Genomic DNA, 21,899 nt, shown 5'->3' on the forward strand with positions numbered 1-21,899 from the left:
TCAATATGGGCCTCTTTTAGCCTGCCCCTTAGGTCAGGCGCAATCGCAGCGCGGGTCTGAGCATGGCGCACTAAACGAAATCTGAACCATTTCTTCCGAGAGTAACCCCATGATTGACAATAAATACGGGACAACAGCGCAAACAACGCTGAAGGGTTACGAGGCGCAGTTTTTGCTGTCGCAGGGCTGTGCAGCTTAAGATTACCACCAAATACGGCAACAATGCCTTGGTTATTCCATGGAATGATCACGGGCATTTCACGCTTTTGGCGCGAACTAAAGTTACTTCTGCGTCAACCGATAGCCAGTTTGGCTTTGCGTGGGGTACTTAGTAATGAAGCATGTCACTTTGACAATCAACGGACAGGACGCCTTGTTAGGGCATGTCGAGATGTCCCAAACGCTGGCGCTCCGCGCCAATGGCCGCGTTGCCAATGACGGCCAAATCCACCCATCCTTCTCGAATATCAACGATCTGCCAGAAGCACCGGTCAACACCGGCATGATGGCTGATACCCGCGTCGCCACGCCAAGCGGGCCACGCCGCATTGACGAATTATCCGCTGGCGATCTGGTTCTCGACACGCAGGGCCGCGAAGCAAAAATCAATCACGTGCTGACAACAGACGCGCCGCGCAACTCGTTCCTGATGCGCGCGCCGTATTTCGGTCTCGACCAGGATCTTGTTGTCGCTCCTGAACAAAAGATCGTCGTCACGTCGGATATTGCCGAATATCTGTTTGGCGAAGAAACGGTCATTATGCCGGTTTGGGCGTTGAACGATGGCCGCAAGGTTGGCCATTTCGAGACCCGCTCCTCTGACCTGATGTACCAACTACAACTGGACACGCCCGAGCCGTTGGCAATCGGGCGTTGCGCTGTTTCCGCGTTGTATAAAGACGGCGCCACCGAAGGGCGCGTGCTCAGCGACGAAGAAGCCCGCTGCTTCGCAACCGAGCACCGCGTCGGCTTCCAGAACTAGCTGTCACCCTCGTAAAACGCGGTGGTTTGCGCCACCACGACAGAGTTTTCATCAAGCGCGCGCTGCATCAATGCGCGCTCTTCCTCTTCAATGTCATGCCCTTCCGCCAAGCGGTCATCCAACGAGCCGTAGCCCGTGACGTCCAGCGGGGCCAACCCAGCTTGCTTCATCAGCGCCACGGTTTCACGCACCGCTTCCGCCTCGTCCACGCCGCTGGCATAGCACATCAGCGCCGCACCTGACGCCGCATCCGGCAGCCCGTCTTCCTCCTTCCGGCCAACTTCGACCAGAAGGGTGAACACTTTATGCTGCTTCTTTGGTTTATCCTTAACCATCAGCGACTCATGCGCCTCCGTCCAAAGCTCTGCCATTAGTCACGCAGCAACTCGTTGATGCCAGTCTTGGACCGCGTGCGCGCATCCACGCGCTTCACGATCACGGCGCAATACAGGTTCACGCCGTTTTTCGACGGCATAGAACCCGCAACAACCACCGAGTAAGGCGGCACTTCTCCATACATCACTTCGCCGGTTTCACGGTCCACGATCTTGGTCGACTGGCCGATAAACACGCCCATCCCCAAAACAGCACCTTCGCGCACGATGCAGCCCTCGACCACTTCGGAGCGCGCGCCGATAAAGCAGTTGTCCTCGATGATCGTCGGGCCAGCTTGCATCGGTTCCAACACGCCACCGATCCCAACGCCCCCCGACAGGTGCACGTTCTTACCGATCTGCGCACAGGACCCGACGGTCGCCCATGTGTCGACCATGGTGCCCTCGTCGACATAAGCGCCAAGGTTCACGAAAGACGGCATCAGCACCACGCCCGGCGCGATGAACGCCGACTTGCGCACAATACAGTTCGGCACAGCGCGGAACCCTGCGGCTTTCCACTGGTTGTCGCCCCAGCCTTTGAACTTGGAATCAACCTTGTCCCACCAGCCCGCACCCTGCGGTCCGCCATCCTGCTGTTCCATATCCTTGATGCGGAAGCCCAGCAGCACGGCCTTTTTGGCCCACTGGTTCACATGCCACGACCCGTCGCTCTGCTTCTCGGCAACACGCAGTTTACCGCTATCCAACGCGTTCAGCGTGTCTTCAATGGCGTCACGTGTTTCACCCGTGGTGGCGGGCGTGATCGTGTCGCGGGCCTCCCATGCGGCCTCGATAGCAGTCTCTAGCTGAGCGTTGGACATGGTCGGATTCCCTCAATCGTGTCTGGTTTCAAAACTTGAACGCCTATAGACCGAAACGACGCACGCGCGCAATGAAGAGGCAGACATTATGAAAGACGACCACCGCAGGCACCCTATGCGCCACTCCCGTCAGGACATGGAGGAGGTCAAACAGATCCCCGACACGCCGCAGACGCGATCCCCCGCTTACGAGCTGGCCTTCACCGATAATGACTTCATGTGCCGCGAAGAGCTGCGCCCCGTACGCTTGCAGCTGGAATTGCTGAAGCCGCAACTGATGATGGACGAGGCCGGTATCGTCTCGACCATCGTTCTGTTCGGCGGCGCGCGCATTCCCGAGCCCGCCCAAAAACACACTGCCCGCACCGAAACGCTGGCCGAGCTGTCCAAATACTACGACGAGGCCCGCAAATTCGCGCATCTCATGACCGAACGCTCTGATGGCAATCACAACGTGATCTGCACCGGCGGCGGCCCCGGCGTCATGGAGGCCGGCAGCCGTGGCGCACTGGAGGCAGGCGGGCGCTCCGTCGGCCTCAACATCGTTCTACCCCACGAGCAGGCCCCGAACGAATACGTCACGCCGGAGCTGTGCTTCAACTTCCACTACTTCGCCATCCGCAAGATGCACTTCCTGATGCGCGCGTGCGCGATCACCGTGTTCCCCGGCGGCTTCGGCACATTGGATGAAACCTTCGAGGCGCTGACCCTGATCCAGACCGGCCGGATGAACCGCGTGCCCTTCGTGCTGTTCGGCGAGGCGTTCTGGCGCAAGATCATCAACTGGGAGGCGCTTCTGGATGCAGGCACCATCGGCGCCGACGACCTTGAGCTGTTCCATTTTGTCGAAACCGCCGAAGAGGCCATCGCGGTCATTGACGCCCACAAGTAGGGCGGGGTTATCCCCGCCATCGCCTGAGTTATGATCCGGCAGATACGCGCGCCTAAGAAGGGCCGCTATGCGGGACAAATTTGCCGTTCGCGTCCAAATGGTTAAGGTCAAGTTTCGGTATTTTGCCCATGCCAAAACAAGGGCAACGGCAACACAGATGAAGATAGATCAATCCGCAAGACTCTTCGTCCCGATTGGACTGTCGCGGGTTTTGAACAATGAAGTGTCAGCATTTTGAGAATAAGTACGTCGCCTCGTTTGGCATCGCACACCTCGATTGGATAAGTGTTTGCCGCTTTTTCAGCTTGGGCCGACGGAACAATACCGCCTGCATGACTTCCAACAGCGATTTCCATAGCGCCATTGGATTGGTTTGCATCATCGAGGTGAACGCGAACAAAAAGCATGCCATCCAAAACAGTCTCAGGTGGTTCACAGTGCCAAGTACCTGATTTTTTTGTCCAATTGTGATACCCTTCGATATCTACCCTGTCGTTAACAGCTATGACGCGATCTTGATGCCACGGAACGCCCCAATTGGCGCTTTCTGATTTATTGAAAGCGACAGTGCGGACAGGCATCGCCATTGGATCGAGCCGCTGGATCGAAGTGAGCAAGGAGCTGTTCTTCGAAAGAACCGCATCTAATGCCGCAGATGAGCCAAGCCTTTGGCCAGCTTTGGAGCTATTCGCAGTAGCCTTGTCCAAAAGCGCAAGGTCGGCATCCGAGACGGAATCCCGAAGCCAAACGCGGCCATATTGGTCAAATTCATCTTTGAGTATTCGATCCGTTGCCATTTTTGTCCACGCATTTTCTAACGACCTGAGCAGACTTTAGCTGCGCTGCCGAATGATGTCACTTCGGGCTCAAACCCGACCTCCACACACCAGCACAAGAACCCACCTCACTGCACCAACCGGTACTCCACCAACTCGGTGCGCTGGAAAAACTTGAAGTTGTCGTCCGAGATCATCGTCACCCGGATCGCCCCTTCCGGCGTGGCCCATACGGCAATGCCCTCCAGATTGTCATGGGTGCCGCCAGTTGTTCGCAACAGTTCGCGCTCGTCGGTCAGCGCGTTGCGGCTTAGCTTGAAGCTGCGCACGCGGCTGGCGAAGCCGCTTAGCCCTACCAGTTCCCGCTCCAGCAGATACAGTCGCCCGTCTGGCCCAAAATCCGCACCAACCGGCAAAAAACCGTCCCGTCGCGGAATACTTAATGTGCGGTCCCAACGCCCGCTACGGTAGCGAAACACAGGAAACGGGCGGTTCAAATTTCCAGACCGTTCCGGCAGCGTATACAGCACCCCCGACGCATCAATTGCCAACGCTTCAAGCGACGAGTTGCTTTGCAAACTGTCGCCCCACGGGATGTCCGGCAAGGGGCGCGCTGCAGCTCGTGGACTGTCATAAGCCATGACGCGGTGCGTGCCTTCAAATGAGATATAGATCGTGCCAGTTGCCGATATCGCCACCCCTTCGGCGTCTGTGCGATAGCTGATCAGGGGCGTACCCTCTGGGTTGAGAATCTTGGCAAACCGCAGGTTATCCAGCCCGCGAATACGGCCCCCGTCGCGCAGGATGCGACCCTCCGCGATCATGCCTTTGTCGGTGGTCGTCGTGAAGCTCACGCCATTACGGCTCAGCTCCAGTGACGAGAAGCCGCCAAAGCCCTCCACAGGGCTTTGCCACAGATACCGACTGACAAACTCCAGCGATTGCGCACAGGCAATCCCCGCAGAAAGCCCGAGGGCAGCGAGCGCTAGTTGGAGTTCAGAACGCCAACACATGCTTTTGGTAGATCAGCTAACCGCAATTCGCGCCGCTTCTTCGCCTTTGGCGGGTTCTTCGGCGGCGGTGGCGGGTTCAGGATGTTGTTCACCCATTGCTGGGCATCTGCGCAGCCGTCACCAGCGGGTGGCGGGTCTTGATTCACGCAACCGCGCGATCCCTTCGGGCAGCTCAGGCGCACATGGAAATGGTAGTGATGCCCCCACCAAGGCCGGATTTTGCGCAGCCATGCGCGCTTGCGCTTGCTGCGGGCCTTCTCGTCCTTGCACATCTGCACCTTCGCACCGGGGAAGACGAAAATCCGCGCCACCCGCGGGTCACTCGCGGCGGCTTTCAGGATTTCATGATGCGCGCGGGTCCATTTGTCGTTCACATAAGCCCCGCCTGCGCGGCGCATGGAGATGGCGGAAATATTCTCACGCTGGTTGCGGCTCAGGTTCACGCGGCCCACAGGGTTCATCCAGATGTCCGCGTCCAGCCCAAGCTGGTGGCTACGGTGGCCCGTCAACATCGGCCCGCCACGCGGCTGCGAGAAGTCACCGAAATACAACCCCTTCCAGCCCTGCTTCACTGCGACGCGGCTTAGCTTCTGGCTAAAATCAATCAACTCGGGGTGGCCCCAATTGCGGTTGCGAGACAGGCGCATGGATTGCCATGTCGGGCCACTATCGGGCATCTGCACCAAGCCGGCGGCGCATCCCTTGGCGTAAGAGCCAAAGGCCGCAGCCTTCTGTGCAGAGCCATCCCGTTTGGCCCCGAAATACTGCTTTGCAAGTTTCTCCGCGCTGACCGATCCGGTCATGCAGACCAGCGCCAGTGCTACACCTATCAGATGTCGGATTCCCATACCGCGTCGTCCTCTCCGTCTGGTTTCACCCAGAGTAACAGGACCAGCCCCAAAAGGAAGAGGCCGATCAGCGGGGTCACGCCAATTCGTTGGGATCCAGATGCTGCCGACACCCCGGCAATCAACGCAGGCGCAAGGAACGACGTCGCCTTGCCGGCCAATGCGTAAAGCCCGAACGCCTCGGTCATGCGGTTCGGGTTCGCCTGTCGCACCATCATCGTGCGTGATGCCGACTGCACCGTTCCACCGGCCGCGCCCACTAGGATACCGGCGAAATAGAACGCAATGTCCGAGGTCGTTCTGCCTGCGACAATTCCCTCCTCGGAAACAGCGACGCCGTAGATCGAAGTCGGAGTGATCATAACGATCGAAATCGCCGCAAAGATCAGCGCGACAATCGACACGACAATCACCGGCTTCGGGCCAAATTGGCTGTCGGCGTGGCCACCCAGATATGCTGCGATTGCCCCGCTTATCACAGCCAGTATTCCAAACACGCCCGTGTCAACGACACTCCAACCCAGAACGCCAACCGCGTAAAACCCCCCGAAGGTATACATCCCGTTCAGCGCGTCACGATACAGCATGGAGGACGCTAAGTAGTTCGCGAGGCTTGGGCTTTTCGGCAGCTTGCGAACGGTACGCCCCAAGTCCTTCAACGCCTCGGCGACCACGCCCTTTACGCGGGCGGGGCGGTCTTGCGGGTCTCGGACCCATAAGAAAAACGGAACCATGAAGACAATGAACCAAATGGCCGAGAACACGCCGACAAAACGGGTTCCTTCACGCAAGTCCGGATCCAGTCCACCGATGGGCGGCAATCCGATCAATGTCCGGCCCTCGCTGTTCTCCGCAAGAAACAAAAGCGCAAAGACCAACGCCATCAACCCGCCAAGATAGCCTATGGCCCAGCCAGAGCCGGAAATGCGCCCGATCTGTTCGCGGGTGCCCAAATCAGGCAGCATCGCATTGGTGAAGATGGTCGCGAACTCCATACCGACCAGGCCGATTATGAACGCGCCCATAACCAGAGGCATGCTGAACCCTTGTGGGTCGGCATACCAGGTGCTGGCCGCTCCGACGGCATAGAGAAGTGAGAAAGCCCAAATATAGGGAAGTCTGCGACCGTTGCTATCCGCCAATGCGCCAAGAACTGGCGCCGAAATCGCGATCAGCAATCCAGAGATCGCCAGCACCCAACCCCATGCGCTTTGCGCACTGGCCTTCGCCATGTCCACTTCCATGCCGTCGCCCACATATCGTGCGGTCACAACCTCGGCAAAATAGGGGCCAAAAATGAATGTCAGCAACAGTGTATTATACGGCTGGGAAGCCCAGTCGAACATAAACCATCCCCATATGCGCTTCTCGGCAGAGGTCGCCATACTTACATTTTTCCCAGCACTGTAGCTCTGTCCTAGGGCTATCTAACTGCACGAAGCAAGGAATAACTTACCCTGCAAAACTGACGTAGACGTCACTTGAGAACTAGAATGGGGGCCACGGGCGCTGCGCTTCGGCATCCGTCCAGGCTTTGATCCATGCAGGCACCTCCGGCACTTCCATCTCCAAAGACAGCGCGCGCATGACCTCCAGAGGAGGCACGATGCCGTTCTTACCGGTGATGGCGGTGCGATAGAGAATATGCGACGTCGCCTCGCCGCGAACGCGCATGGATTGCTCCAGATACAGGAATTTGTCATCCCAGCACACCGCCCGCGACCGCATCTCGATCCGGTCGAACATCCGAACGCGGCGCCGGTAACGCACAGTTGCGCCCGCCATGGTCATGCCCCAGCGGTGCTCTTTCAGCGCCCTGATCAAACCCACGCGCGCGCCCAGAGGCATCCGCCCCATATCGTAAATCGTCAAGGTTCGACCGTTGTTCAACTCGCGCCAGATATCCAGATCCCATGGCCAGCAAATGTGGTGGGACACATGCGTATCAAGCGGCCCAAGTGGTGGGTCGTTACGATGGCGCAGGAATTGGAAAAGCAGGCGTAATATCGGATACATGGCGGCTCCTTGGTTGCCCTGACACATGCCTTACTGGGCAGCAGCGTCAACCAAGACATCGCGTCACACCTTGCACGCAGACCGAACGACGCTTACCTACTCCGCAACCTTTGACCGGAGCACCCGAATGACAAGCTTGTTTCAAATCCTGATGATGATCCTCGGCGTCGTCCGAACCGTTATCATCATCCATTTCATTATGAGCTGGCTTATTAGTTTCGGGGTGCTGAACATGCGCCAGCCGATCGTCGCCCAAATCTGGGACGGGCTGAATCGCCTGCTAGAGCCGCTTTATGGCCCGATCCGCCGTATGCTGCCGCAAATGGGCGGCATAGACCTCAGCCCCGTCGTGGCATTGCTGGGTATCTACGCGCTGCAAATCATCCTCAGCAATAACGCCGCGTTGTTCTACTAAAACCCGGCGCTCAGTTCGCGAACGGAGCAGCTTTGCCCCAAAGCTGCTTCACCCGCTGGTCCCGCCCGCAGGCGGTGCGATACTTCTTGTAGGCAACGGCCTTTGACCGTGGCCCGAAACGGGTGATCACGATCTTGGATTGCTTGTAGTAATCCTGATGATACGCCTCGGCAGGATAAAACGCTGTCGCGTCGCGGATCGGGGTCACGATCTTCTTGCCCAATGCCGCCTCAGCTGCGGCCTTTGAGGCCTCCGCAGCCTTGCGCTCCGCAGCGTTGTTCACGAAAATCGCAGTTGCATAACTTTCGCCACGATCACAAAACTGCCCGCCTGCATCCGTCGGATCGACCGAGCGGAAGAACAAGTCATACAGCGCCCTTGGGTTGGTCTTTGACGGGTCATAGTCGATCTGCACCGCTTCCAGATGACCCGTGCCGCCAGACACCACCTGCTTGTAGCTCGGGTTTTTCACGCTACCACCGGTAAAGCCAGACACCGCCTCACTCACACCAGCGACAGTTTCAAAGTCACTTTCCACGCACCAGAAGCAGCCCCCCGCGACGGTAATCTTGGCGGCTTCGGCCTGTTGCACGGCAATCCCGCCTGTCAAAGCAAGGGTCAGCATGATGGTGTGGCGGATAAAGGTCATGGGTCTTTCCTCGGGGTTGATACCCCTAGACCTAGCGTCCCTATCACGGCGTGCAATTAAAACCCGCGTGATGATCCGCGATCAGAGCCCGTCGATGAAGGCGTCGATGGCTTTCACACGCTCTTGGCTGGACGGGTGGGTAGACGTCCACTGCGCAGGCTCTTGGTCTGCGTATTTTTCGCTAAGCTTCTCGAAAAACACCTTCAAACCGGCCGGATCAAACCCGGCCTCGTCCGATAGAGTCAGCCCGAATTCGTCCGCCGAGGTTTCCTGCCTGCGGCTGAACGAAAGTGACAACAGCACGTTCCCCTCCAGCACAACGTCTTCCAAAATGGGCCCGACGTCACCGGCCAGAAAAGCGATCAGGATGTAGGTGCTAAGCGAGCGGTAAAGCCGCCTTAACCCGTGTTCTTCGACCACATGCCCGATTTCGTGGCCTAGAACCCCTGCCATCACGTCCGGCTCCGGGAACTCGTTCACAAATGCATCCGTCATCACCATCGTCCCGCCGGGCAGCGCGAAGGCGTTCGGTCCCATTCCCGGCACGTCGCGGAACAGCAAATCAAAACTGTGCCGCTCCTGCACGTCTTGCGGAAGGGATTGCACCAAGCGGTGGTAGATCTTCTCCACATCCGCTTTCTGCTCGTCCGACAACTTCGAGGGTTCCGCCATGGTGAAGTCGATGGTCTGCATGGACCCCACATCAATCTGCTCGATCACCGCGGGCGGGGTAAAGGCAATCGCAACCGACGCCATGATGTCCAACCCGTAGCGCCACAATACCCACGCGGCGGCCAGACATATCGCTACGACACCAATCAGGCGCGCGTTGAAGCCTTCGTAATGGTGCAACATCGAGCCACGGGTTTTGCCCGTCAAAGCCTCGATTGCGTCATGGTCACTGGTCTCGAAAACCGCACCGTCGGGGAACGTCACCTTACGCGGAGCGGTGCCCAGAGGCGGGTCTATCTGCAACTCCGACAGATATGCGCTGCCCAGCACCGCACGCTCGTCGTTTTGGATATCGACCCACAGGTCCTCGCCCCCCTCACGCGTCAAAAGACGCGCGGGTTGGCGGTAAGAGGAACGCGCCGCGTAAGCATGGCCACGAAGGCCCCGAAGTTGCGGCGCGTCACTCATCGCTTAGATCGGCAAGCCGACGTCGATACCTTCGAGATCCGTATAGGCATCGCCGAGCGCACCGCCAGCTTCTTGCTGCTGCGTTACGAAATCATCCATGGACCCGCCCGGAATGAAGCCCGTATGCGCCGCCAGATAGCGCGCCATGCGCACCTGCGCCCACGGCAGCATCAGGAACAGCGTGCAAATCACGACGACCATGTTCGACACGGCAAGCCACAACAGCCGACCCGCGGTCACGTTGGATGCAAACTGGTGGCCGCCTTCCAATGTGGTGTTGTTGTAAACCGCATTGCGGGTCAGCGCCTGATAGATGAACGCCGCTGGCAGGAACGCCACGAAGAACAGCAGGTAGAACAACCCGACAACCTTCATCACCTCAGACGGTGGGGCGTTTGGATTGTCCATCGCCATGGCAAACTCGGTGAAGCTGAAACCCGACAGGACAGCGCCAAGGAGCCCGACCACAACGATCCAGACGATCGCCACAAGGAACGCTTTGTAGAACGGGCCAAGGCCGACCTCCATTTTGAACTGGGCTTGACCCAGCTTGTGGTTGTTGATCGAGAAACGCTTCATCGCACGATCCAAAATCGGGAAGGTCGTATAAAGCGTCAGCGCCGTCAGGATCGGATAGATAATGAAGGTCAGGAACGCTTGGCCAACCGACCCGACAAACCCGAACCGCACGTTCGAGAAGCTGGACATACGTGCATTAAAAATCATCGAGCGGACGATCAACCAAGGGAAAACGAACAGAAGGCCGATCAGCAGCAAAAGCCCCAGGATTGGCAAAACTGATGCAACGACCTGGAACACGATCACAGCCGCGATAACGATCAGTCGACCGATCAGGATTTGTTTGCCTGTGGCGTGATAGTCAAAGTTTCTGCCTTCGACATAGGTGTGGTTGTAGAAATACTTCTTAGCCCGAACTTTGGCCCAAGCCGAATAGATGCCGATCGTCACGATGCTCAACAGCAAATTCACGATCCAGATCCCGAACCATTCCTTGGCGTTGCCGGTAAAATCAAAGGGCTTTGCGCCCTGCGGTAAGCTTTCACTCATTGTAAATTCCCTCTGTTCTATGAATTTTGTTTTGCCAACGTGATAAACAAGCCGGAGTCGTTTGTGAATCCTAAGAATTCCACTGGCCCAAACTTAAAATTCAGGCTCTATGTCGATGCAGGAGGCCCCAATGACAGATCACCAGACCACACACCAAGCCGAAGAAGACGCCCGCAACGACGAGATTTTGATCTATGTCGACGGCCAGTTGAAACCCAAAGCCGAGGCCACGGTCTCCGTCTATGACAGCGGCTTCATGTTGGGCGATGGCGTCTGGGAAGGACTGCGGCTGTATAACGGCACATGGGCGTTTCTGGACGAGCATATCGACCGCCTGTTCGAAGCCGCCAAAGCCATCGACCTTGATATCGGCATGGACCGCGATGGCGTCATCGCCGCGCTTGAGCAGACCCGCGAGGCCAACGGCATGACCACCGACGCGCATGCCCGCCTGATGGTCACGCGTGGCGTGAAGCACCGCCCGTTCCAGCACCCTGCCTTGTCCCGCTCCGGCCCGACCTTCGTGATCATCATGGAGCATTCAACACCGAAACTGCCTCGCCCGATCCGGCTGGCCACCGTTCCGCATCTGCGCGGCTTGCCGATGACGCAAGACCCGAAGCTGAACTCCCACAGCAAGCTGAACTGCATCCTTGCGTGTATCGCTGCCGAAAAAGCCGGCGCGGACGAGGCGCTGATGCTGGACCTGCATGGCTTCGTGAATACCACCAACGCGTGCAACTTCTTTGTGGTGAAGAAGGGGGCCGTTTGGACCTCCACCGGTGATTATTGCATGAACGGGATCACCCGCCAGAAGGTCATCGACCTGTGCCACGCCAACGGCATCCCGTGCTTTGAGCGGAACTTCTCGCTTGTCGACACCTACTCAGCCGACGAGGCTTTCCTGACAGGCACTTTCGGTGCGCAAACACCTGTGTCGGAAATCGACGGACGCCAGATTGGCACCGGAGAGCTTGGTCCTGTCACCACCCGCCTGCGCGCACTTTATAAAGAGCTGGTAGAAAGCCAAACCACATGAAGATCGCCATGTGGTCCGGCCCGCGCAACCTGTCGACGGCGATGATGTACAGCTTCGGCAACCGCGCCGATTTCGAGGCGGTGGACGAGCCGTTCTACGGCGCCTATCTGCACGCAACAGGCATCGAACACCCGATGGGCGCAGAGGTCATTGCCTCGCAAGACACCGACCCCGCGAAGGTCGCAGCCGCTTGTGCGGCGGAACCCGAACAGCATCGCTACATGAAGCACATGCCGCATCACATGTTGGACTCGGTGCCGCTGGAGTGGACTACAGATTGCGTCAATATCCACTTGATCCGCCACCCCGCCCGCGTGATCGCCAGCTACGCCGCCAAGCGCGAGAACCCGACGCTGGAAGATATCGGCTACGTGCAGCAAACCGCGCTTTACGACAAGATCGGCGGCTTGGTGATCGACAGCCATGACATTCGCGAAGACCCCGAGGCCGCGTTACGCATTTTGTGCGACGCTATCGGCCTGCCTTTCTCGGATGCGATGCTGCATTGGCCCGCTGGTCCGAAGCCCTTCGACGGCGTTTGGGCGTCGCATTGGTACGGCGCGGTTCACCGATCCACCGGCTTCGCGGGGCCGGAGGGGGAGTTGCCTGAACTGGACGGAGAGGCGGCTGAATTATGCGAAAAAGCCCTGCCGCATTACGAAGCGCTTAAAGCCCGCAAACTGCTAATCGCATCATAAAGGGCGGGTTTCTGATTTGATTGAGTTTACCAAACTTCAATACCTGTAAACATAAAACAGGAAAACCGAGCCAGATCAGTCAAAGATAGTTAACGCGGAAAAGCCCAAGGTAACCCATGGGTTACCTTGGTTTTCAGGCCGGATTACTTCTTCAAACGCTTGTCGCGTGCCGCGATCAGCTTCAGACGCAGCGCGTTCAACTGGATAAATCCAGCCGCGTCCTTCTGGTCATACGCGCCTGCATCTTCCTCAAACGTCACATGCGCTTCGGAATACAGCGAGTGATCCGACCACCGCGCCACAGTCCGCGCCAAGCCTTTGTAGAGCTTCAACCGAACGGTGCCGGTGACATGTTCCTGAGATTTGTCGATCAGCGCTTGCAGCATTTCGCGCTCTGGCGAGTACCAGAAACCGTTATAGATCAGCTCCGCATATTTCGGCATCAGTTCGTCTTTCAGGTGCGCAGCCCCACGGTCCAGTGTGATCGACTCGATCCCGCGATGGGCTTCCAGCAACAACGTGCCGCCCGGTGTCTCGTAGACGCCGCGCGATTTCATACCGACGAAACGGCCTTCGACCAGATCAAGACGACCGCAACCATGCTTGCCGCCCAGCTCGTTCAGCTTGGTCAGGATCGTCGCGGGGCTCATCGCTTCACCGTTGATCGACACAGCGTCACCGCGCTCGAACCCGATTTCCACGAATTCCGGCTCGTTCGGCGCGTCTTCGGGGTTCACCGTGCGCTGGTAGACGTAATCTGGTGCCTCATCGGCGGGGTCTTCCAGAACTTTGCCCTCGGACGAGGTGTGCAACAGGTTCGCATCGACCGAGAACGGCGCTTCGCCGCGTTTGTCTTTGGCGATCGGGATCTGGTTCTGCTCGGCAAATTCCAGCAAGCGGGTTCGCGAGGACAAGTCCCATTCGCGCCAAGGGGCGATCACTTTGATATCGGGGTTCAGCGCGTAGGCGGCCAATTCGAACCGCACTTGGTCGTTGCCTTTGCCCGTCGCACCATGTGCCACGGCGTCGGCACCGGTCTCAGCGGCAATCTCAACCAGACGCTTGGAAATCAGCGGGCGGGCAATCGAGGTGCCCAGCAGATACAGGCCTTCGTAAACTGCATTGGCGCGGAACATCGGGAAGACGAAATCACGCACGAATTCTTCACGGACATCCTCGATATAGATATTTTCCGGTGCGATCCCCAGCAGTTCGGCTTTCTTGCGGGCTGGCTCCAGTTCCTCGCCCTGCCCCAAATCGGCGGTGAACGTCACCACTTCGCAGCCATATTCGGTTTGCAGCCATTTCAGGATGATCGAGGTATCAAGGCCACCGGAATAGGCGAGCACTACTTTTTTAGGGGCGGACATTTGGGCGTCTCCGACTGAGCTTAAGGTCGCCATGGGCGATAGCGCCAATGTCACAGGGGTGCAAGGGCGTGCATGGTCGCGATTGACCCAAGGGCTGTTTAACCGCAGGGTCGCGACAAAGCAAAAAGACGGACACAGGGGCACTATGCGGCAAGCAATCGACATCTTCAGCTATGGGCTGACACAGCTATTCGGGAACTTTGGCACCGCGCTTCGTTTGACGGGGCTGGTTTGGATCTTGGCCAGCCTGTTGGTCTACGTTTTGGGCTATGCGTTGATCGGTGCGCCTATCGGTGCGATGGCCATCCGCCCCGACGTCGAAGGCCAGATGCCTGAGCTGTCGGCTACGTTCACAACGCTGTCCTTGGTTATCAATTTGCTCGCAGTTGCGTGGGTTTCCCTGATCTGGAGCCGCTATTGCCTTGGCGCTGACACGCCTTCCGGGGTGATCCCATCGCTGAAAGGCGTGCCCTTTGGTGGATTTCTGATGACCCTGATACTGGTCGTAGCCTCTGTCGGAGCAGCGGCTTTCGTGTTGAGCTCGTTAGGATCACTAGCGTTACCCTACATCCCATTTCTTGTTGGCATATTCGTCTATCCGATCATCGGTGCTTGCATTGTGATCTGGCTGTTCCTGAAAATCGGCGCGGCCCTACCCGCTGCCGCCGCCGGTCAGGTGTTGTCTCTGGCACAGGCATGGTCCGGCTCTCGCGACAACGGGTTATGGCTGCTGGCGATCCTGGCCGTCGTGTTTGTGACGCTGCTTTCGGTGCCTGCGGCCATGCTGTCCGGCCTGCTGATTCCCAGCAATATCGCCAATGTCGTGATCTCGTGGATCATCGTGATGGTTGGCACAGGCTGGCTTGTTGCCATCTTCCGCCTCATCCCGCCGGTGCCGAAATGACCGACTTCCCCACCGCCGCTCGCGCGGCTTGCGACGCGATGCGCTCGTTGTTTGATGCCACGCCGCTGCAACACAACGACTATTTGTCAGATCTGTACGACGCACAAATTTACCTGAAGCGCGAAGACCTGTCGCCGGTGCGGTCCTACAAGATTCGCGGGGCGTTTAACGCCATGTCGAAGCGGCGCAAAAGCCACCCTGACCAACGCAATTTCGTCTGCGCCAGTGCTGGGAACCACGCACAGGGTTTCGCCTTTGCCTGCCGCCATTTCGGCGTCACGGGCGAGGTGTTCATGCCGATCACCACACCGCAGCAAAAAATCGAGAAGACTCGCGCCTTTGGTGGCGAGTTCGTGAAAATCCGACTGACCGGTGACTATTTCGACCAGACCCTGAGCGCCGCGCAAGATCATTGCGCCGAAATTGGTGCACACTTTCTGTCCCCCTTTGACGACCCCGATGTCATCCTGGGCCAGGCCTCGGTCGCTGTCGAAATTGAAGCCGTTATGCCGAAGATGCCGGATATGCTGCTGCTGCCCGTAGGCGGCGGCGGGTTGTCTGCCGGGGTCACCCGCTATTTCGACGAGGTCGGTGCCGACATCTCGTTCCGCTATGTGGAGCCCGCAGGCGGCGCGTCTTTGGCCGCCGCTTTGGCTAAAGGGAAACCTGTAAACCTGCCCCAAATAGACACCTTCGTTGACGGCGCGGCGGTCGCGCAGGTTGGGCAGCACACCTTTAAAGTGCTGAAGCATGTCGACCCAAGCCACGTTCTAATGGCCCCCGAGAACCGCATCTGTGGTACAATGCTACGGATGCTAAACGTTGAAGGCATCGTGCTGGAACCAGCCGGTGCGTTGGTCATCGACGCACTGGACGAGCTGGCGGACGAGATCAAAGGCAAAACCGTGGTTTGCGTGACCTCTGGCGGGAATTTCGATTTCGAGCGCCTGCCCGAAGTCAAAGAGCGCGCCCAGCGCTACGCTGGCTTGAAAAAATACCTGATCTTGCGGATGCCACAGCGCCCGGGCGCGTTGAAGGACTTCCTGGCTCTGCTTGGTCCTGACGATGATATCGCCCGTTTTGAGTATCTTAAAAAATCCGCCCGAAACTTCGGCTCGGTTCTGATCGGAATCGAAACCAAAGACGCCGATGCCTTTGCACGCCTGTTCCAGTCCATGACCGATGGCGGGTTCGAGCATCGGGACATCACCAATGACGACGTGCTGGCGGATTTCCTGATCTAGTCCTGCAAGCCTTCTAAAAACACGGATTTCGACTGTTGGTATAGCGTTAACAAATCACCGAGTTGCGCAACGTCGGGCGTATTTTCCATCTCGTCGCATAGGGCGCGAAAACTCTCGAACCCAAGATTGGCGGCGCTGCCTTTCAGGAAGTGAAGACCGGCGGCGAATGCGTCCGGTGTCTGGCAGGACAGCTCCGCCAGTTTTTCCTCCACCTCGTCCAAGAACAGACTGGTGATTTCGTAAAAATCATCCTCGCCCAAATCGTCTTTCAACTCATTTACTCGTGCCCAATTCAACATTTCGAAAATCCCACGTGCAAAATTGATAGCGCCAAGCTGCTGGCCGGAGATTAAGGATTGGTGACTGCTCGAATTGTAATCAATCAAATTTGAACATTCACGTCCCCTTAAGCTTCCCGCCATTCTGTGCGGACATGTTACGTAAAAATTCTTCGGCATTTGCCGCGCCCCCCACGCACCAAATCGACGCCCTTGATTGGGAAGACGGCAGCGATACAAACCCTGCGTTTCCACAGCGGGTTCTGGTCGTCGATGACAGCCGCATGCAGCGGCGGCTGCTCTCTGCCAACCTGCGAAAATGGGGCTACGAGGTGCTGGAGGCAGAATCGGGCGTTGAAGGGCTTGCCCTGTGCGAAAAACATGACGTGTCGCTTATCCTCAGCGACTGGATGATGCCCGGTATGTCGGGGCCGGAATTTTGCCGCGCTTTTCGCAGCATGGCACAAGATGGCTATGGCTATTTCATCTTGCTGACCAGCAAAGGCGGTAGCGGCGAAATCGCTGAAGGCTTGAATTCCGGCGCGGATGATTTTCTGACCAAGCCAGTGAATTCGGGCGAGTTGCGTGCGCGACTGCGCGCCGGTGAGCGGGTCTTGCAAATGCAGGCCGCGCTGATCGACAAGAACGACATCGTCAACACCGCGCTGAAACGGATCGAGACGCTCTATGACGCGCTCAATCACGATCTGTCGGAGGCGCGACACCTTCAGCAATCCCTTGTCCGCGAAACCGATATCGAGCTTCCGGAAGGCCGCATTGCGTTGAACCTGACACCCAGCGGCCATGTCGGTGGTGACCTTGTTGGGCAGTTCCGCGTGAATGACCATCAGATCGGGCTGTTCTCGCTTGATGTGTCCGGCCATGGCGTCACCTCCGCGCTGATGACGGCGCGGTTGGCGGGGTATTTAAGCGGGCTGACACCAAGTCAAAACATGGCGCTCAGCAAGCTCGATAATGGCGAATTCAGCGCCCGAGACCCTGCCGATACAGTTAGTGATCTGAATGAACTGCTGCTGCGCGAATTGGAAACCGAGCATTACTTCACCATCGCCTTGAGCATTGTAGATATGACAACTGGTCTGATGCGCACGGTGCAGGCCGGCCATCCCCACCCCGTTCTGCAGCGGCGCGGGGCCCCGCTAAAGCTGCTTGGGGAAGGCGGCATGCCCATCGGGTTGATCCCGGACGCGCCTTTCGCGTCCTTCGAGACGCAGCTAATTCCGGGGGATCGGCTGGTTCTGCATTCCGACGGGATTACAGAAGCAGAGTCTCCGAGCGGCGAGATGCTAGAAGAAGAAGGGTTCGGCGCGATACTGGACGCCACGCGCGATCTCGGCGGGCAGGAAACACTGGATCATTTGTTGGGCAAGCTGCGTGCATATACCGGCGCCACTGAATTCGACGACGACGTATCTGCGTTGATTTTCGACTATGACGGGCCAGCTCCCTGACATCCCGCATACGTTTTAGAGGCGGAACAGTTCGCGCACGAAATGGCGGTCGCCTTCATTGCCAAGCAGCTTTGCCGCATCCGCAGGTGACATCCAGACCGCGGAGTGATCCGGTTCGATCGGCGGGCCGCGTTGCAAAACGGGGCGCGCGATGTAGACGCTGCACAGCTTTTCGGCCCAATAGCCATATTCAGGCATATAAACGAACCGCCGAAATGCCCCGAGCTTGCGGGGGTTTGCCATGGTCCAACCGGTCTCTTCCATCACCTCGCGATGCAGGGCGGGAATCGGGTGTTCGCCGGGATCAATGCCACCGCCGGGCAATTGTACCTCGGGGGCGTCACCGTCTTGGATTGTTGTCAAAAGATCTTCACCGTTCCACAAGATCGCATAGGCGCCGGGCCGCCGCCGATAGGGCTTACCGTGTTGGAAGGTCTCGCCAAAACGCCTGATCATTGTGCAACTCCGCCATGCTTGAAGCGCCTACCCCTTGGGGAATGGATTGTCGCGCCTATCTAGACACGGTATGCCAAGCCCCTAGGCGTAAGGAAACCCCATGACTCTTGGACAAAAAATCGCGTGGGACGACACCGTCCTGCCCTTCCAGTTGGACAAAATCGACATCCGTGGCCGCGTCGCGCGGTTGGATGGCGTATTGGACCTTGTACTGGAGCAACATGACTACCCGCCGTTGGTAGAAGCGATGGTGGCAGAGGCCGCCTTGCTGACCGCAATGATCGGGCAGACGATCAAGTTGCGTTGGAAGCTGTCGCTGCAAATTCGCGGCGACGGACCATTACGGCTGATTGCAACTGATTATTATGGCCCGACCGAGGACGGCGAGCCCGCCCGTATTCGCGCCTATGCAAGCTACGACGCGGAGACGATTGATCTTGATGCTGACCCGTTCAGTCAGATCGGCAAAGGGTTCTTTGCGATCCTGATCGACCAAGGCAACGATATGAAGCCTTATCAGGGTATTACTCCGCTGGCCGGTGGCAGCCTGTCTGCCTGCGCAGAAACCTATTTCGCGCAGTCCGAACAGCTGCCGACCAAGTTTTCGCTAACTTATGGCCGCTCCACCGAGCGGGGCGAGGCGGAAAGCTGGCGTGCGGGCGGCGTGATGTTGCAACATATGCCGAAAGCCTCGCCGCTGATGGCGAAGGACGACGCCGCGAGCGAAGACGGTTTACTGACAGCGGACGACATCTTGGATGGCGACGCCTCGGAGAACTGGACCCGCGCGTGCATCTTGCTTGATACGGTCGAAGAGTTGGAGCTGATCGGCCCAAGCGTGGCCCCGACGGACCTGTTGTACCGCCTGTTCCACGAGGAAGGGCCGATCGTCTATGACGCCCAACCGGTCAAATTCGGCTGCACCTGCTCGGAAGAAAAAGTGCGTCAAAGCCTGTCGATCTATTCGGCCCGCGACCTTGGACATATGACCAAGGAAGACGGCTCGCTAACGGCGGACTGCCAGTTCTGCGGCGCCCATTACGTAATGGACCCGAAGACCGTTGGATTCGAGGCCGAGACCTCTGATGACGGGAAGTGACCTGATCAAAACAGTAGAGGCCGCGCTGGCAAATCCCGGCGCGGCCACCTCTGATTTTGACCTGAACCCGAATGTGGTTTTGCCGGAGACCCGCGTTTTGCGGGACGCGGCGGTGTTGGTGGCTTTGATGCCTGCGGATGACGGGGCGCGGCTGATCCTGACGAAACGATCCTCGGCATTGAAACACCACCCCGGCCAGATCGCCTTTCCGGGCGGCAAGCGGGACGGGGATGAAACACTGGCGACCGCCGCGTTGCGCGAAGCCGAAGAGGAAATCGGGCTGGACCGCAAGCAGGTGCGCCTCATCGGGACACTGCCACCCCATGAAACCGTGACCAGCTTTCAGGTGACGCCGCATGTCGGCGTGATTGACGGGCCGTTTGACCCCGTGGCGGAGCTGGGTGAAGTCGCGGAAATTTTTACCGTACCATTGGCCCATGTTCTCAACCCCGACAACTATGTTATCGAAGGGCGTCGGTGGCGCGGCCAGCGGCGGCAGTATTTTGTGGTGCCATATGGCCCCTATTACATCTGGGGGGCGACGGCGCGGATGCTGCGGTCTTTGGCCGATCAGGTGCGGCTGTGACTATGATAACCGGCGACTGGCTTTTGGCCCCCGCAACGCAAGCGGTGTTCGACGCGGTAGAGACGACCGGACATCAGGGATATTTCGTCGGCGGCTGCCTGCGCAACGCCCTGCTGGGAACGCCTGTCTCGGATATCGACATGGCCACCGCCGCAACGCCGGACGCAGTAAGTGCGGCAGCGGAAAACGCAGGGCTGAAGGTTGTGCCAACGGGGATCGAGCACGGGACCGTGACGGTCGTCTCCGGTGGCGTCCCGCATGAAATCACCACCTTCCGCCGCGATGTAGAGACCGACGGGCGGCACGCGGATGTAGCGTTCTCGACCTCGATGGAGGACGACGCCGCACGGCGGGATTTCACCATGAACGCGCTTTATGCGGACCGGAACGGGGCGGTAACCGACCCTGTCGGCGGGCTGCCCGATTTGGACGCACGGCGTGTGCGCTTCATCGGGGATGCGGAGGCGCGGATTGCAGAGGACTACCTGCGTATCCTGCGGTTTTTCCGGTTTCATGCGTGGTATGGCGACGTTTCCCAAGGGTTGGATGCCGATGGCCTTGCCGCCTGTGCTGCGGCTGCGGACGGGCTGGAGCAATTGTCGGCGGAGCGCATCGGGGCGGAGATGACAAAACTGCTGAACGCGCCCGACCCATCGCCTGCGATCGCGGCCATGGCACAGGCCGGAATATTGGCGCGGGTTATGCCGGGGGCCGATGCAAAAGCGCTGCCGATTTTGGTGCATATTGAAGACGGGCAAGATCCGAACATGGCGCGGCGCGCGGCATGTTTGGGGGGCGAAGGACTGAAAGAGCAATGGCGGCTTTCCAATGCCGTGGCCGCGGAGATTGCATTGCTCAGGGACTTGATCGGAGCGGATACAGGTTTGGCAGAGATCGCCTACCGCCACGGCGCGAACACCGCGCGGGACGTCGCATTGCTACGCGGGGCGCTGTTCGAGCAGCCGTTGCCGGACGCGATGCAACGTGAAATTGCGGCAGGCGCGGGGGCGGTATTCCCCGTGAAAGCCGCCGACCTGATGCCGGAGTTCGACGGGCCAGCTTTGGGGGCTAAACTCAAAGAGTTGGAAACCCGCTGGATCGCGTCCGGCTTCGTATTGACCAAAGCCGAGTTGCTTGGATGAGTTTTGATCCGCTCTATGCCTTCGTCTTTGCGGGGCTGTTTTCACCCGGCCCGAATGTCATTTTGCTGACCACCTCTGGCGCACGGTTCGGGTTTAAACGCACCTTGCCGCATGTGCTGGGCGTGGCGTTCGGGGTGGGCATCACCTCGGCACTGACAGGGTTCGGGATTGGCGCGCTGTTGCTGGCGCAACCGGCCCTGACCTTTGTGCTGAAATGCCTCGCCGCCGCGTGGATTTTGTGGATGGCGTGGAAGCTGTTCCACTCCACCAGAGGACCGCAGGCGCAAGGACGCGACAGGCCGTTTACCTTTATTGAGGCGGTATTGTTTCAGTGGGTGAACCCGAAAATCTGGGCGATCGCCATGGCGGCGTCTTCGGGCTACGCCATCGGGTTGCCGCCGGTGCAGGAAGCCTTGCGGCTTGGCTCGGCGTTCTCGGGGATCAACCTGTTCGTGTGCCTGTTCTGGACCTTCGCAGGGTCACTTCTGGCAGTGCTGATGACGCGGCCCGCGTGGTGGCGCGGGTTCATGAGCGTTATGGCGCTTGCATTGGCGGCCTCGGCTGTCATGGTTTTCCTCTAACACTCGGCCTATATAAAGGGGCTGAGACAGAGG

Annotated in this window: 25 protein-coding genes; 12 read left to right on the plus strand and 13 right to left on the minus strand. The window is 58.5% G+C overall.

Going from position 1 to position 21,899, the window contains the following annotated elements; translation table 11 throughout:
* Positions 1 to 334: 334 nt before the first annotated feature.
* The gene (locus tag BCF46_RS15470) at positions 335 to 982 is read left to right on the plus strand and encodes a Hint domain-containing protein (RefSeq protein ID WP_121026264.1); all 648 of its coding nucleotides are present in this window, start codon (positions 335 to 337) and stop codon (positions 980 to 982) included.
* On the opposite strand, the gene BCF46_RS15475 is transcribed toward BCF46_RS15470, so the two are convergent.
* Both BCF46_RS15475 and dapD read right to left on the minus strand, forming a co-directional pair.
* Entirely contained in the window at positions 979 to 1,317 is a 339-nt protein-coding gene (locus tag BCF46_RS15475; RefSeq protein ID WP_121026623.1) for a hypothetical protein, read from the minus strand. The two genes, BCF46_RS15470 and BCF46_RS15475, sit on opposite strands and share 4 nt — an antisense overlap.
* Positions 1,318 to 1,352: 35 nt before the next feature.
* Positions 1,353 to 2,180 carry a 2,3,4,5-tetrahydropyridine-2,6-dicarboxylate N-succinyltransferase gene (gene dapD, locus BCF46_RS15480; RefSeq protein ID WP_121026267.1) on the minus strand — a complete coding sequence of 276 codons (828 nt, stop codon included), beginning with the start codon at positions 2,178 to 2,180 and terminating at the stop codon, positions 1,353 to 1,355.
* 88 nt (positions 2,181 to 2,268) lie between these two features.
* Between dapD and BCF46_RS15485 the strand changes: the two genes are divergently transcribed.
* The gene (locus tag BCF46_RS15485) at positions 2,269 to 3,072 is read left to right on the plus strand and encodes an LOG family protein (RefSeq protein ID WP_121026270.1); all 804 of its coding nucleotides are present in this window, start codon (positions 2,269 to 2,271) and stop codon (positions 3,070 to 3,072) included.
* A 107-nt stretch (positions 3,073 to 3,179) separates the two neighbouring features.
* Here BCF46_RS15485 and BCF46_RS15490 read toward each other — a convergent pair whose 3' ends face one another.
* The 5 genes from BCF46_RS15490 to BCF46_RS15510 all read right to left on the minus strand — a co-directional run bounded on the left by BCF46_RS15490 (position 3,180) and on the right by BCF46_RS15510 (position 7,725).
* Positions 3,180 to 3,869: a phytanoyl-CoA dioxygenase family protein gene (locus tag BCF46_RS15490; RefSeq protein WP_121026273.1), complete on the minus strand. Its 690-nt coding sequence runs from the start codon at positions 3,867 to 3,869 to the stop codon at positions 3,180 to 3,182.
* A gap of 107 nt (positions 3,870 to 3,976) precedes the next feature.
* Positions 3,977 to 4,861 (minus strand): esterase-like activity of phytase family protein, encoded by an 885-nt coding sequence (locus BCF46_RS15495; RefSeq protein WP_121026276.1) that lies wholly within the window; start codon positions 4,859 to 4,861, stop codon positions 3,977 to 3,979.
* Positions 4,834 to 5,664 (minus strand): penicillin-insensitive murein endopeptidase, encoded by an 831-nt coding sequence (mepA, locus tag BCF46_RS15500; protein ID WP_425454430.1) that lies wholly within the window; start codon positions 5,662 to 5,664, stop codon positions 4,834 to 4,836. Before mepA ends, BCF46_RS15495 begins: the two co-directional genes overlap by 28 nt.
* A 26-nt stretch (positions 5,665 to 5,690) precedes the next feature.
* Positions 5,691 to 7,094: an MFS transporter gene (locus BCF46_RS15505; RefSeq protein WP_121026279.1), complete on the minus strand. Its 1,404-nt coding sequence runs from the start codon at positions 7,092 to 7,094 to the stop codon at positions 5,691 to 5,693.
* A 103-nt stretch (positions 7,095 to 7,197) separates the two neighbouring features.
* Positions 7,198 to 7,725, minus strand: coding sequence for a thioesterase family protein (locus BCF46_RS15510; protein ID WP_121026282.1), 528 nt, complete (start codon positions 7,723 to 7,725; stop codon positions 7,198 to 7,200).
* Positions 7,726 to 7,852: 127 nt separating this feature from the next.
* Between BCF46_RS15510 and BCF46_RS15515 the strand changes: the two genes are divergently transcribed.
* Positions 7,853 to 8,140, plus strand: a complete 288-nt coding sequence (locus BCF46_RS15515; protein ID WP_121026285.1) for a YggT family protein — start codon at positions 7,853 to 7,855, stop codon at positions 8,138 to 8,140.
* A 10-nt stretch (positions 8,141 to 8,150) separates the two neighbouring features.
* On the opposite strand, the gene msrA is transcribed toward BCF46_RS15515, so the two are convergent.
* From msrA to BCF46_RS15530, 3 genes are all read right to left on the minus strand, one after another.
* Positions 8,151 to 8,789: a peptide-methionine (S)-S-oxide reductase MsrA gene (gene msrA / locus BCF46_RS15520; RefSeq protein WP_121026288.1), complete on the minus strand. Its 639-nt coding sequence runs from the start codon at positions 8,787 to 8,789 to the stop codon at positions 8,151 to 8,153.
* A gap of 81 nt (positions 8,790 to 8,870) precedes the next feature.
* Positions 8,871 to 9,929 (minus strand): M48 family metallopeptidase, encoded by a 1,059-nt coding sequence (locus BCF46_RS15525; protein WP_121026291.1) that lies wholly within the window; start codon positions 9,927 to 9,929, stop codon positions 8,871 to 8,873.
* A 3-nt stretch (positions 9,930 to 9,932) separates the two neighbouring features.
* On the minus strand, positions 9,933 to 10,997 hold the full coding sequence (locus tag BCF46_RS15530; RefSeq protein WP_121026294.1) for a YjgN family protein: 1,065 nt from the start codon (positions 10,995 to 10,997) through the stop codon (positions 9,933 to 9,935).
* Between the two features lie 130 nt (positions 10,998 to 11,127).
* On the opposite strand from BCF46_RS15530, the gene BCF46_RS15535 reads away from it, so the two are divergent.
* On the plus strand, positions 11,128 to 12,036 hold the full coding sequence (locus BCF46_RS15535; protein WP_121026297.1) for a D-amino acid aminotransferase: 909 nt from the start codon (positions 11,128 to 11,130) through the stop codon (positions 12,034 to 12,036).
* Entirely contained in the window at positions 12,033 to 12,734 is a 702-nt protein-coding gene (locus BCF46_RS15540) for a sulfotransferase-like domain-containing protein (protein ID WP_121026300.1), read from the plus strand. The genes BCF46_RS15535 and BCF46_RS15540 overlap by 4 nt, the downstream gene beginning before the upstream one ends.
* A gap of 143 nt (positions 12,735 to 12,877) precedes the next feature.
* Here BCF46_RS15540 and BCF46_RS15545 read toward each other — a convergent pair whose 3' ends face one another.
* Positions 12,878 to 14,104: an argininosuccinate synthase gene (locus BCF46_RS15545; RefSeq protein WP_121026303.1), complete on the minus strand. Its 1,227-nt coding sequence runs from the start codon at positions 14,102 to 14,104 to the stop codon at positions 12,878 to 12,880.
* A 31-nt stretch (positions 14,105 to 14,135) separates the two neighbouring features.
* Here BCF46_RS15545 and BCF46_RS15550 point away from each other — a divergent pair, with 31 nt between their 5' ends.
* The gene (locus tag BCF46_RS15550) at positions 14,136 to 15,008 is read left to right on the plus strand and encodes a hypothetical protein (RefSeq protein ID WP_121026306.1); all 873 of its coding nucleotides are present in this window, start codon (positions 14,136 to 14,138) and stop codon (positions 15,006 to 15,008) included.
* Positions 15,005 to 16,252, plus strand: a complete 1,248-nt coding sequence (gene ilvA, locus BCF46_RS15555) for a threonine ammonia-lyase IlvA (protein WP_121026309.1) — start codon at positions 15,005 to 15,007, stop codon at positions 16,250 to 16,252. Before BCF46_RS15550 ends, ilvA begins: the two co-directional genes overlap by 4 nt.
* Here the strand turns inward: ilvA and BCF46_RS15560 are convergent.
* Complete coding sequence (locus BCF46_RS15560; RefSeq protein ID WP_170157953.1) at positions 16,249 to 16,551, minus strand: Hpt domain-containing protein; 303 nt, start codon at positions 16,549 to 16,551, stop codon at positions 16,249 to 16,251. The genes ilvA and BCF46_RS15560 overlap by 4 nt on opposite strands.
* A 134-nt stretch (positions 16,552 to 16,685) precedes the next feature.
* Here BCF46_RS15560 and BCF46_RS15565 point away from each other — a divergent pair, with 134 nt between their 5' ends.
* Positions 16,686 to 18,002: a PP2C family protein-serine/threonine phosphatase gene (locus BCF46_RS15565; protein WP_121026315.1), complete on the plus strand. Its 1,317-nt coding sequence runs from the start codon at positions 16,686 to 16,688 to the stop codon at positions 18,000 to 18,002.
* A 15-nt stretch (positions 18,003 to 18,017) separates the two neighbouring features.
* On the opposite strand, the gene BCF46_RS15570 is transcribed toward BCF46_RS15565, so the two are convergent.
* Complete coding sequence (locus BCF46_RS15570) at positions 18,018 to 18,458, minus strand: NUDIX hydrolase (protein ID WP_121026318.1); 441 nt, start codon at positions 18,456 to 18,458, stop codon at positions 18,018 to 18,020.
* 100 nt (positions 18,459 to 18,558) lie between these two features.
* Between BCF46_RS15570 and hslO the strand changes: the two genes are divergently transcribed.
* Genes hslO through BCF46_RS15590 form a run of 4 tightly spaced genes read left to right on the plus strand, consistent with a single transcriptional unit; the run spans position 18,559 to position 21,866 of the window.
* Positions 18,559 to 19,557 (plus strand): Hsp33 family molecular chaperone HslO, encoded by a 999-nt coding sequence (hslO, locus tag BCF46_RS15575; RefSeq protein ID WP_121026321.1) that lies wholly within the window; start codon positions 18,559 to 18,561, stop codon positions 19,555 to 19,557.
* The gene (locus BCF46_RS15580; protein WP_121026324.1) at positions 19,544 to 20,143 is read left to right on the plus strand and encodes a CoA pyrophosphatase; all 600 of its coding nucleotides are present in this window, start codon (positions 19,544 to 19,546) and stop codon (positions 20,141 to 20,143) included. The genes hslO and BCF46_RS15580 overlap by 14 nt, the downstream gene beginning before the upstream one ends.
* 2 nt (positions 20,144 to 20,145) lie before the next feature.
* Entirely contained in the window at positions 20,146 to 21,285 is a 1,140-nt protein-coding gene (locus tag BCF46_RS15585) for a CCA tRNA nucleotidyltransferase (RefSeq protein WP_121026327.1), read from the plus strand.
* Positions 21,282 to 21,866, plus strand: a complete 585-nt coding sequence (locus BCF46_RS15590; protein ID WP_121026330.1) for a LysE family translocator — start codon at positions 21,282 to 21,284, stop codon at positions 21,864 to 21,866. Before BCF46_RS15585 ends, BCF46_RS15590 begins: the two co-directional genes overlap by 4 nt.
* Positions 21,867 to 21,899 lie beyond the last annotated feature (33 nt).

This window comes from Litoreibacter meonggei, from assembly GCF_003663885.1.
GTDB classification, from domain to species: domain Bacteria; phylum Pseudomonadota; class Alphaproteobacteria; order Rhodobacterales; family Rhodobacteraceae; genus Litoreibacter; species Litoreibacter meonggei.

What these genes read in the sequence shown, in the direction of transcription:
- mepA (WP_425454430.1), bottom strand. Translation starts at nt 5,664, where the DNA reads ATGACCGGATCGGTCAGCGCGGAGAAACTTGCAAAGCAGTATTTCGGG.
- BCF46_RS15470 (WP_121026264.1), top strand. Translation starts at nt 335, where the DNA reads ATGAAGCATGTCACTTTGACAATCAACGGACAGGACGCCTTGTTAGGG.
- BCF46_RS15570 (WP_121026318.1), bottom strand. Translation starts at nt 18,458, where the DNA reads ATGATCAGGCGTTTTGGCGAGACCTTCCAACACGGTAAGCCCTATCGG.
- BCF46_RS15475 (WP_121026623.1), bottom strand. Translation starts at nt 1,317, where the DNA reads ATGGTTAAGGATAAACCAAAGAAGCAGCATAAAGTGTTCACCCTTCTG.
- BCF46_RS15560 (WP_170157953.1), bottom strand. Translation starts at nt 16,551, where the DNA reads ATGTTGAATTGGGCACGAGTAAATGAGTTGAAAGACGATTTGGGCGAG.
- dapD (WP_121026267.1), bottom strand. Translation starts at nt 2,180, where the DNA reads ATGTCCAACGCTCAGCTAGAGACTGCTATCGAGGCCGCATGGGAGGCC.
- BCF46_RS15530 (WP_121026294.1), bottom strand. Translation starts at nt 10,997, where the DNA reads ATGAGTGAAAGCTTACCGCAGGGCGCAAAGCCCTTTGATTTTACCGGC.
- BCF46_RS15515 (WP_121026285.1), top strand. Translation starts at nt 7,853, where the DNA reads ATGACAAGCTTGTTTCAAATCCTGATGATGATCCTCGGCGTCGTCCGA.
- BCF46_RS15565 (WP_121026315.1), top strand. Translation starts at nt 16,686, where the DNA reads ATGTTACGTAAAAATTCTTCGGCATTTGCCGCGCCCCCCACGCACCAA.
- BCF46_RS15510 (WP_121026282.1), bottom strand. Translation starts at nt 7,725, where the DNA reads ATGTATCCGATATTACGCCTGCTTTTCCAATTCCTGCGCCATCGTAAC.
- BCF46_RS15535 (WP_121026297.1), top strand. Translation starts at nt 11,128, where the DNA reads ATGACAGATCACCAGACCACACACCAAGCCGAAGAAGACGCCCGCAAC.
- BCF46_RS15485 (WP_121026270.1), top strand. Translation starts at nt 2,269, where the DNA reads ATGAAAGACGACCACCGCAGGCACCCTATGCGCCACTCCCGTCAGGAC.
- BCF46_RS15525 (WP_121026291.1), bottom strand. Translation starts at nt 9,929, where the DNA reads ATGAGTGACGCGCCGCAACTTCGGGGCCTTCGTGGCCATGCTTACGCG.
- hslO (WP_121026321.1), top strand. Translation starts at nt 18,559, where the DNA reads ATGACTCTTGGACAAAAAATCGCGTGGGACGACACCGTCCTGCCCTTC.
- msrA (WP_121026288.1), bottom strand. Translation starts at nt 8,789, where the DNA reads ATGACCTTTATCCGCCACACCATCATGCTGACCCTTGCTTTGACAGGC.
- BCF46_RS15490 (WP_121026273.1), bottom strand. Translation starts at nt 3,869, where the DNA reads ATGGCAACGGATCGAATACTCAAAGATGAATTTGACCAATATGGCCGC.
- BCF46_RS15495 (WP_121026276.1), bottom strand. Translation starts at nt 4,861, where the DNA reads ATGTGTTGGCGTTCTGAACTCCAACTAGCGCTCGCTGCCCTCGGGCTT.
- BCF46_RS15505 (WP_121026279.1), bottom strand. Translation starts at nt 7,094, where the DNA reads ATGGCGACCTCTGCCGAGAAGCGCATATGGGGATGGTTTATGTTCGAC.
- BCF46_RS15550 (WP_121026306.1), top strand. Translation starts at nt 14,136, where the DNA reads ATGGGCGATAGCGCCAATGTCACAGGGGTGCAAGGGCGTGCATGGTCG.
- BCF46_RS15540 (WP_121026300.1), top strand. Translation starts at nt 12,033, where the DNA reads ATGAAGATCGCCATGTGGTCCGGCCCGCGCAACCTGTCGACGGCGATG.
- BCF46_RS15545 (WP_121026303.1), bottom strand. Translation starts at nt 14,104, where the DNA reads ATGTCCGCCCCTAAAAAAGTAGTGCTCGCCTATTCCGGTGGCCTTGAT.
- BCF46_RS15580 (WP_121026324.1), top strand. Translation starts at nt 19,544, where the DNA reads ATGACGGGAAGTGACCTGATCAAAACAGTAGAGGCCGCGCTGGCAAAT.
- BCF46_RS15590 (WP_121026330.1), top strand. Translation starts at nt 21,282, where the DNA reads ATGAGTTTTGATCCGCTCTATGCCTTCGTCTTTGCGGGGCTGTTTTCA.
- BCF46_RS15585 (WP_121026327.1), top strand. Translation starts at nt 20,146, where the DNA reads ATGATAACCGGCGACTGGCTTTTGGCCCCCGCAACGCAAGCGGTGTTC.
- ilvA (WP_121026309.1), top strand. Translation starts at nt 15,005, where the DNA reads ATGACCGACTTCCCCACCGCCGCTCGCGCGGCTTGCGACGCGATGCGC.